This is a genomic window from Streptosporangium minutum (assembly GCF_002149035.1).
Classification (GTDB): Bacteria; Actinomycetota; Actinomycetes; order Streptosporangiales; family Streptosporangiaceae; genus Streptosporangium; species Streptosporangium minutum.
The window spans coordinates 1-9,248 of the sequence record NZ_NGFP01000322.1 but is presented as its reverse complement, the minus strand read 5'-3'; the positions used below and the strand labels follow the sequence as shown (position 1 = coordinate 9,248).

Annotated in this window: 6 protein-coding genes and 1 pseudogene; 4 read left to right on the top strand and 3 right to left on the bottom strand. The window is 70.5% G+C overall.

What is annotated here, in order from left to right; genetic code table 11:
- Positions 1–64: 64 nt before the first annotated feature.
- Both CA984_RS39785 and CA984_RS39780 read right to left on the bottom strand, forming a co-directional pair.
- Positions 65–1,285: a glycoside hydrolase 5 family protein gene (locus tag CA984_RS39785; RefSeq protein WP_086578533.1), complete on the bottom strand. Its 1,221-nt coding sequence runs from the start codon at positions 1,283–1,285 to the stop codon at positions 65–67.
- Between the two features lie 46 nt (positions 1,286–1,331).
- Positions 1,332–2,363, bottom strand: a complete 1,032-nt coding sequence (locus CA984_RS39780) for a LacI family DNA-binding transcriptional regulator (protein ID WP_086578532.1) — start codon at positions 2,361–2,363, stop codon at positions 1,332–1,334.
- A 98-nt stretch (positions 2,364–2,461) separates the two neighbouring features.
- On the opposite strand from CA984_RS39780, the gene CA984_RS39775 reads away from it, so the two are divergent.
- The 4 genes from CA984_RS39775 to CA984_RS39760 are packed head-to-tail and all read left to right on the top strand — an operon-like array spanning position 2,462 to position 8,632.
- A complete protein-coding gene (locus CA984_RS39775; protein ID WP_086578531.1) occupies positions 2,462–3,742 on the top strand; it encodes an ABC transporter substrate-binding protein in 1,281 nt (426 codons plus the stop codon).
- Entirely contained in the window at positions 3,739–4,638 is a 900-nt protein-coding gene (locus CA984_RS39770) for a carbohydrate ABC transporter permease (RefSeq protein WP_086578530.1), read from the top strand. The genes CA984_RS39775 and CA984_RS39770 overlap by 4 nt, the downstream gene beginning before the upstream one ends.
- A 1-nt stretch (position 4,639) precedes the next feature.
- Positions 4,640–5,590 carry a carbohydrate ABC transporter permease gene (locus tag CA984_RS39765; protein ID WP_207621215.1) on the top strand — a complete coding sequence of 317 codons (951 nt, stop codon included), beginning with the start codon at positions 4,640–4,642 and terminating at the stop codon, positions 5,588–5,590.
- A gap of 27 nt (positions 5,591–5,617) precedes the next feature.
- Positions 5,618–8,632, top strand: coding sequence for an alpha-mannosidase (locus CA984_RS39760; RefSeq protein ID WP_086578529.1), 3,015 nt, complete (start codon positions 5,618–5,620; stop codon positions 8,630–8,632).
- 309 nt (positions 8,633–8,941) lie between these two features.
- On the opposite strand, the pseudogene CA984_RS39755 reads toward CA984_RS39760, so the two are convergent.
- A pseudogene (locus CA984_RS39755) lies at positions 8,942–9,248 on the bottom strand (FAD-dependent monooxygenase); the annotation flags it as partial.

Genomic DNA, 9,248 nt, shown 5'->3' with positions numbered 1-9,248 from the left:
GGGCCGTAGCGATCAGGGCCCCGCACAGGGCGGGTAACACGCGGCGTCGCATCTGGGCTCCCTCTCATTTCTGAGTGAGGACGGTGTCGATCCCCCGAGTCGTGAGGTGGCCCGGGTCGGCGGCGCGGTCGCCGGCGACGATGGCCACTGGTCCGGTCTGGCGCAGCCGGACCCATTCGGTGTGAAAGGCGCTGCCGGGCGCGACCTCAGCCCGGCGGCCGGGCTCGGTCCGCAGGTCCACGTCGCACCGCAGGGCGGGGCGCCTTTCCCCGGTACGGCGGCGGCGCTCGCCGATGATCGCCGCGAGTTCCTTGGCCGCGGGCTTGGGACGGTGGTCCACGGTGAACAGGCCCAGGCCGTACTCCCGCTCCGGGAAGTCGGTGAGGGAACGTTCCAGGTCGTGGGAGCACCACCAGGTGACGCCCCACAGGGCGGGGTTGGCGGTCACCGTGTCGAGCGTGCGGCGGACGAACTCGGCGGCGTGGGCCTCGGGCACGTCGGGCAGGGGCACGCCGATCTCCTGCAGCCAGACGGGCCGGGCCGGGTCGAGCGAGGTGGCCGCGGCCAGTTCGACGAGGTAGTCGGCGTGGCCGACGGTGGCCGGGCCGAGCGGGCCGTCGATGGCGGAGACGCCGTTGAACACCCAGGAGTGGACCGTGGTCAGGTCGCCGAGGTCCACGTTGTCGGCGGGATGGAACGGGTGCTCCGGGTCGTACCACGTGGCGTCGTACAGCGAGTGGAGGGCCAGCAGGCCCGGCGCGGCGGAGCGCACGACGTCGACCAGCTCGGCGGCCCAGACCGTGGACGCCTCGGGCGTGGTGGGGTTGCTCGGGTAGAGGTTGTTGACCTCGTTGCCGAGCGTGACGGCGAACACGTTGTCGCGGGTGGCGACGGCGCGGGCGAGCCGGTCGGCGTACGCGGCGATGCCGTCGCGCACGTCGCGGTCGGTGAACAGGCTGCGCCGGTGCCAGGTGAGCACCCACGACGGCAGGAAGTCGAAGCTGGACAGGTGTCCCTGGAGCAGGTCCACGGCGACGGACAGGCCGAACTCGGCGGCGACGTCGATCAGCGCCAGCAGGTCGTCCACGCCGCGCTGCCGGATCAGCGCCCGGTTGGGCTGGATCCACGGCCAGATCGGGAACACACGCACGTGGTCCAGGCCGATCGAGGCCAGGTCCTCGAAGTCGCGGCGGACGGCGTCGAGCGAGAGGTCGAGCCAACTGTGAAACCAGCCGGCCGAGGGCACGTAGTTGGCGCCGTAGCGGATGGGGTCGGACAGGGGCACGCGTCCTCCGGGGGTCGAACGATCTCCCGGCGGAGCCTAAATCGCTTTAGTCGTCCTGCCAAGCCCTCGGCGGCGCCGTGCTCTCCCGGACCACCAGCCGGGGGGTCGCCGTCTTGACGTCCCGGCGCAGCCCCGGCTCGGCGACGACCTCCAGCATCACCTCGGCGAACTGCTTGCCGAAGGCGAAGGTGTCGCGGGAGAGCGCGCTGATCGCGGGGTGCGCGATCCGGGTCAGCACCGAGTCGTCGAAGGCCACGACGGACAGCTCGTCCGGCACCTTCACCCCCATCTCGCCCGCCACCCCCAGCCCGGCCAGCGCCATCACGTCGCTGTCGTAGACGATGGCAGTCGGCCGGCGGGGGCGCGACAGCAGCGCCCGGGTCGCGGCGGCGCCCTCGGAGTCGCTGAAGTCGGTGTGCACCGACACCGCCTCCTCCAGGTCAAGCCGCCCGGCGCGGTCGCGCAGCGCGCGCGTGCGCCGCTGGGTGTGCAGGAACTCCGGGAGGCCCGCGACGTGGGCGATCCTGCGGTGGCCGAGCGCAGCCAGGTAATCCACGACCGACAGCATCGCCTCGCGGTCGTCGGCCCACACGCTGGACAGGTTCCCGTGCCCGCCGGGCCCCCCCAGGACCACCGCCGGCGCCCCCAGCTCCTCCAGCACCCCGATGCGCGGGTCGCGGACCTTGAGGTCCACCATGACGAACCCGTCCACCCGGTGCGCGGAGGCCCACTCACGGTAGACCTCCGTCTCGGCCTCGACGTCCTCGACGATCAGCAGGTGCAGCGCCACCGACTGCGCCGACAGCCCCGCCTGCAGCCCGGACAACAACTGGGCGAAGAACGGCTCCACGCCGAGGGTGCTGGCGGGCCGGGCGATGACCAGGCCCACGGCCTCCGCGCGGGCCCCGCCCAGAGCCCGGGCGGCGCTGTGCGGACGCCAGTTCATCTCCTTCGCGACCTGCAGGATTCGCGCACGGGTGGCCTCACCGACCCCCGGGCGTCCGTTGAGCGCGAAGGACACCGCGCCCTTCGAAACCCCGACCCGCTCGGCGATGTCGGCGATCGTCGGTCGGCGCACCCCTACTCCTTCACGAGTTCGTCTCAGCTATTGACACACGAGTCTAGCCGGGGGAATAGTCCGGCAACTAAAGCGATTTAGCATCCAAGGAGAGTGCCATGCGTAGGTACTGGACGGGACTGGCCGTGGCGGCCGTCATGGTCGTCTCGGGGTGCGGGCTCGACGGGGCCGGCCCGCAGGGCGAGGCCGCGCCGGCCGCGGCCGCCACCGGCGAGGTGAAGGGCAAGGTCACGCTGCAGACGTGGGCGCTGAAGCCCAAGTTCACCCAGTACATGGAGGGCGTGATCAGCGCCTTCGAGAAGAAGCACCCGGGCACCGACGTGACGTGGCTCGACCAGCCCGCCGACGCCTACTCGGACAAGGTGCTCAGCCAGGCCGCGGGCGGCACTCTGCCCGACGTCACCAACCTGCCGCCCGACTTCGCCCGCCCGCTGGTCAAGCAGGGCATGCTGCTCGACGTGTCCACGGTGGACTCCAAGCTGGCCGACGAGTACGTCGCCGGCGGCCTCGACGCGTACAGGTTCAGCGGCCACCAGGGCACCTACGGCTACCCGTGGTACCTCAACACGGACGTCAACTACTGGAACAGCGAGTTGATGACGGAGTACGGGCTGGACCCGAAGCAGCCGCCGGCGTCCTTCGACGAACTGGTCGAGCAGGCCCGGACCATGAAGGAGAAGTCGGGCGGCAAGGTCCTGCTGATGAGCCGCCGCCCTGAGGTCGGGGACCTGAGGGAGGCGGGGGTCAAGCTCCTGTCCGACGACGGCAAGAAGTTCGTCTTCAACACGCCCGAGGCCGCCGCACTGATCGACAAGTACCGCGCCGCCTTCAAGGAGGGCCTGATGCCGCGCGACGTGCTGACCGACACCTACGCCGGCAACGCCAAGCTGTTCAACGAGGGCGCGGTTGCCTGGACCACCGGCGGCGGCAACCACATCACGAGCGTGGCCAACGAGAACCCCTCGCTCGCGCCCAAGATCGTGGCCTCCCCCGACTTCGGCATCCCGCCGCTGTACGTTCAGGGCCTGTCCATCTCGAAGAAGACCGCGAACCTGCCGACGGCGGTCGCACTGGCCCGCTGGGTGACCAGCCCGGAGAACCAGGCCGCGTTCGCCCACCTGGTCAGCATCTTCCCGAGCACGAAGTCCTCGGCGAACGACCCGTTCTTCAGCAAGAGCGACGGCACCAACGCCGGTGACGCCAAGGTCATCGCCTTCAACTCGCTGGCCAAGGCAGAGGTTCTCCAGCCCTACGAGGTCACCGACGCGATGAGCAAGTTCATCCGGCAGCAGATCTCGGCCGCCCTCAACGGTCAGATCTCCTCGAAAGAGGCCCTGGACGCCGCGGTCGCCAAGTGCAACGAACTGCTCAACCAGTGACGTACACCGCACCGACCCGCCCGAGGCGGCTGCGCCGCCTGTTCACGCCCTGGGCGCTGGTGGCGCCCGCCGCCCTGTGGCTGCTCGTGTTCAACGTCTGGCCGTCGATCAACACGATCGTCCTGGCGTTCACGAACGCGAAGCCACTGGGCGGCGGGCACTTCACCGGCCTGGACAACTTCGCCCGGGTGCTGAGCGACGGCCAGCTCGCCGACGCGCTGCTCAACAGCATCGTGTTCATGCTGGTCTGCCTGCCGCTGCTCACGGTCCTGCCGCTGCTGCTGGCGATCCTGGTCGAGAAGAAGATCCCGGGCATCGCGTTCTTCCGCACGGCCTTCTACACGCCCGTCGTCGCCTCCGCCGTGGTGGTCGCGCTGATCTGGAGCTGGGTGCTCAGCGACCGAGGCCTGGTCAACGGCTTCGCGCAGTGGCTGGGGATCATCGCCGAGCCGGTCCCGTTCCTCACCGAGCGCTGGCTCCTGGTGTTCAGCGCCATCTCCCTGACCGTGTGGAAGGGGCTCGGCTACTACATGATCATCTATCTGTCGGCGCTCGGGAACGTCCGGCGGGAGCTGCACGAGGCCGCCGCCGTGGACGGGGCCGGGCCGGTCCGCCGGTTCTGGAACGTGACCGTCCCCGGCGTGCGGAACACGATGCTGCTGGTCTCGGTGATGGTGGCGGTCTCGGCGCTGCGCGTGTTCTCGGAGCTGTTCGTGCTCTCGAACGGCACCGGCGGCCCCGGCGGGCGCGCCCAGTCCGTCGTGATGCTCATCCAGATGTACAGCCGCGGCTTCTACGGCCACTTCGGCTACGCCTCGGCGCTCAGCATCGTGCTGCTCGTCATCACGATCGGCCCGATGCTCCTGCTGCTCCGGCTCAACAGGAAGGCGGCCTGACATGCCCGACGTCACAGCGCGTGCCGAGACCGGGCACCACGCCGTAACGGCGGAGAGGCCGGGACCGAAGGCGGGCCCGGGACAGGGCCGGCACGCGGGCCGTGCGCGGCGGCGGGCCGGATTCGGCACTGCGGGGCCGGGCGAGCTGGTGTTGCGCTACTCGCTGCTGGTGCTGGTGCTGGTGCTCCTGATCTCACCGTTCCTGTGGCAGCTGTCCACCTCGCTGAAGAGCCTGCACGAGGACATCTTCACCGGTGCCCCGAGCTTCCTGCCGGAGCAGCCCACGCTGGACAACTACGTCCGGGTCGCCGAAACCATCCCCGTGTGGTCGTACGCGCTCAACTCGCTGATCGTGGCCGTCATTGTGGTCCTGGGCAACGCCGCCGGAGCGACCCTGGCCGGCTACGCGCTGGCCCGGCTGAGGTTCCGGGGCGCGAAGCTGCTGCTCGTGGGCTTCCTGGCCACGCTGGTGCTGCCCGGCGAGGTGACGATCATCTCGCAGTACATCACCGTGCGCGGGTTCGGCCTGGCGGACACCCTGCTGGGCGTCGCGCTGCCCGGCGCGATCGGGATGCTGAACGTGCTGCTGATGCGTACCGCGTTCCAGGCCATCCCCCAGGAGATGGACGAGGCCGCCGTCATCGACGGTGCGACCCCGTGGCAGCGGCTGATCCACATCGGCCTGCCGAACGTGCGGGGCATGCTGAGCGTGATCACGATCTTCGCGTTCATCGGGGCCTGGGACGACTTCCTGTGGCCACTCATCGTCCTCAACGACCCGGAGAACTTCACGCTCACCGTCGGCCTGCAGTACCTCAACGGGACGTTCACCAACAACCCCCGGCTTCCCGCCGCCGGGACCATGATCTCTTTTATCCCCATCGTGATCCTTTTCGCTTCGTTGCAGCGGTTCTTCTTCCGCGGCGTCGAAGAGGGCGCGATCAAAGGCTGATCGACAACCTGACCGAGGAGTCTCCCCATGCATGACGATCGCGAGCTGGTCGAGAACCGGCTCAAGCGGGTGCTCGACGAGCGGATCCGCCCCGCGGTGTACCCCGCGTCCGTGCCGCTGGACGTGGCCGTGTGGCACGCGCCCGGCGAGCCCGTACCGGTGGCCGAGGGCCTGGCGTCCGCCCCCTCGCCGATCGCGGTCGGTGACGCGTGGGGCGCGCCGTGGGGCACGAGCTGGTTCACGGTCACCGGCACGGTGCCCGCCGACTGGGTGGGCCGGACCGTGGAGGCCATCCTCGACCTGGGCTTCGACGAGAACATGCCGGGCTTCCAGTGCGAGGGCCTGGTCTACCGGCCCGACGGCAGCCCGGTGAAGGGCCTCAACCCGCGCAACCAGTGGGTGCGCGTCGGCGCGCCGGTCCAGGGCGGCGAGGAGGTGCGGCTGCACATCGAGGCGGCCTCCAACCCGGTCATCCTCGACTACCATCCCTTCCTGCCCACGAGGCTCGGGGACAAGGAGACGGCCGGCAGTGAGCCGCAGTACCGGCTGGCCCGCATGGACCTGGCGATCTTCGACGAGACCGTCTGGCAGCTCGTCATCGACCTGGAGGTGCTCGGCGAGCTGATGGCGGAGCTGCCCGTGGACGGCGCCCGCCGCTGGGAGCTGCTGCGCGCCGTCGAGCGGGCCCTCGACGCGATCGACCTGCAGGACGTCAACGGCACGGCCGCCGCCGCCCGTGCCGAGTTGGCCGGGGTGCTGGCCACGCCGGCCACGCCCTCGGCCCACCGGATCAGCGCGGTCGGGCACGCCCACATCGACTCGGCCTGGCTGTGGCCACTGCGCGAGACCGTGCGCAAGGTCGCCCGCACCACCTCCAACATGACCGCGCTGCTGGAGGACGAGCCGGATTTCGTCTTCGCCATGTCCCAGGCGCAGCAGTGGGCGTGGATCAAGGAGCACCGGCCGGAGGTCTGGGCCCGGGTCGTCAAGGCCGTGGCCGAGGGGCGGTTCGTCCCGACCGGCGGCATGTGGGTGGAGTCGGACACGAACATGCCCGGCTCGGAGGCCATGGCCCGGCAGTTCGTGCACGGCAAGCGCTTCTTCCTCGACGAGTTCGGCGTCGAGAACGAGGAGGTGTGGCTGCCCGACACGTTCGGCTTCGCCGCCGGGCTTCCGCAGATCATCAAGGCGGCCGGATCCAAGCGGCTGCTCACCCAGAAGATCTCCTGGAGCCAGATCAACAAGTTCCCCCACCACACGTTCCTGTGGGAGGGCGTCGACGGCACCCGGATCTTCACCCACTTCCCGCCCGTGGACACCTACAACTGCTCGATGAAGGGCAGCGAGATCGCCCACGCGGCGCGCAACTTCAAGGACAAGGGCGTGGCCCGGCACTCGCTGGCCCCCACCGGCTGGGGTGACGGAGGCGGCGGCACCACCCGTGAGATGATCGCCAAGGCAGCCCGGCTGCGGGACCTGGAGGGGTCGGCCACCGTCGTCTGGGAGACGCCCGCCGAGTTCTTCGCCAAGGCCGAGGCGGAGTACCCCGCCCCGCCGGTCTGGGTCGGCGAGCTGTACCTGGAGCTGCACCGCGCCACGCTCACCAGCCAGGCCAAGACCAAGCAGGGCAACCGCCGCAGCGAGTCGCTGCTGCGCGAGGCCGAGCTGTGGGCGGCCACCGCCGCCGTGCGGACCGGGTCCGACTACCCCCACGAGCGGCTCGACCGGATCTGGAAGACCGTGCTGCTCCACCAGTTCCACGACATCCTGCCCGGCTCGTCCATCGCCTGGGTGCACCGCGAGGCCGAGAAGACGTACGCCGCCGTGGCCGCGGAGCTGAACGAGATCATCGACGGCGCACAGCGGGCCCTCGCGGGCAACCCTGGCTCCGGAGAGCTGGTCTTCAACGCGGCGCCGCACACCCGCCACGGCGTCCCGGCCGGCGGCGCGGCCGCCGTCCCGGCCCCCGCCCTCGCCGCCGGACTCCGCACCCGCGGCGAGGGCGGGTACGTCCTGGACGACGGCCTGCTCCGGGTGGAGGTCGACGGCCGCGGCCTGGTCGTCTCCGCGTACGACCTGCGGGCGGAGCGGGAGACGGTCGCACCGGGGCAGGCCGCCAACCTGCTCCAGATCCACCCCGACTTCCCCAACATGTGGGACGCCTGGGACGTGGACCAGTTCTACCGGAACACGGTCACCGACCTGGTGGACGCAGACGAGGTCGCGCCGGGCGAGGAGCCGGGCTCGGTCCGCGTGGTGCGCTCGTTCGGCGCGTCGCGGATCACGCAGATCCTCATCGTTGAGGCCGGGCGGCTCGACATCCGCACCGAGGTGGACTGGCACGAGACCGAGAAGTTCCTCAAGCTGGCCTTCCCGCTGGACGTGCACGCCGACCGGTACGCCTCCGAGAGCCAGTACGGCCACGCCTTCCGCGCCACCCACACCAACACCAGCTGGGAGGCCGCCAAGTTCGAGGCGTGCAACCACAAGTTCGTGCACGTGGAGGAGCCGGACTGGGGCGTGGCGCTGGTCACCGACTCCACCTACGGCCATGACCTGACCCGCACCGTGCGGACGTCCGACTCGGGCACGACCACCACGCTGCGGGTGTCACTGCTGCGGGCGCCGCGGTTCCCCGACCCCGAGACCGACCAAGGCCTGCACCGGTTCCGGCACGCGCTGGTGCCGGGCGCGACGATCGGCGACGCGGTGCGCGAGGGCTGGTTCCTCAACCTGCCCGAGCGGCGGGTCCCGGGCGACGCCGAGGTCGCGCCGCTGGTCACGGTGGACGACGACGCGGTCGTGGTAACCGCCGTGAAGCTGGCCGACGACGGGAGCGGAGACGTCGTCGTCCGCTTCCACGAGTCCCGGGGAGGCCGGGCCCGCGCCCGTGTCTCCACCGGCTTCGCCGCCACCGGCGCCGCCGTGACCGACCTGCTGGAGCGCCCGCTCGCGGACACGGCCGCACCGGAGCTGACCGACGGGTCGGTGGCGGTGGCGCTGCGCCCCTTTGAGCTGGTCACGCTGCGGTTCAGCCGCTGAGCGCGCCCCCTCGGCGTATCGCCCGCCCGGACGGTACGCCGAGGGCCGGCACACCCGGCCTGCCCAGGACGGGCGGCGTCGCCGGCGTCGCGGCGACGTACACGATCACCGAGCGACGAGGAAGGCCGATCGGTCCGCGACGTTGAATGCGCACGCACTTCAGCACACACCGGAAGTACGGGCTGTAGCCATGCCGGCCGGGGCTGATGATCTGGGCGGACTCGGTATCAGTCAGATCATGACGATTCAGGCGATCTTCTAGTGGACTGATCTACACCAAACCGCCATTAAAGACCTACAGGACATGCCCTAACTCTGGTTGCCCGCCGCGCGTGAGGCGTCCGCCGTGACCGGAGCCTGCCAGTCGATCCGGTAACGCTGCTCGGCGCCCAGCGTCTTCTCCGGATTGAGGAAGGTCTTCATCGCCAGCGGCATCATCAGCCCCATCATCGCGATGGCCACCGGCCCCAGCGCCTTGCTGTTGTTGGTCTTGGACGCCCGCCAGGCCACCTTCTCCACCCGCTCCCGGCGCAGCCCCTCATAGGCGGCGAACGCGCTCGCCACATCGGGCAGGTCCCGCAGGCAGCGCGCCAGCTGGATCGCGCTCTCCATCGCC

Excerpts from the sequence above, each read along its gene's own strand:
- CA984_RS39775 (WP_086578531.1), top strand. The coding sequence starts at position 2,462 with ATGCGTAGGTACTGGACGGGACTGGCCGTGGCGGCCGTCATGGTCGTC.
- CA984_RS39765 (WP_207621215.1), top strand. The coding sequence starts at position 4,640 with ATGCCCGACGTCACAGCGCGTGCCGAGACCGGGCACCACGCCGTAACG.
- CA984_RS39760 (WP_086578529.1), top strand. The coding sequence starts at position 5,618 with ATGCATGACGATCGCGAGCTGGTCGAGAACCGGCTCAAGCGGGTGCTC.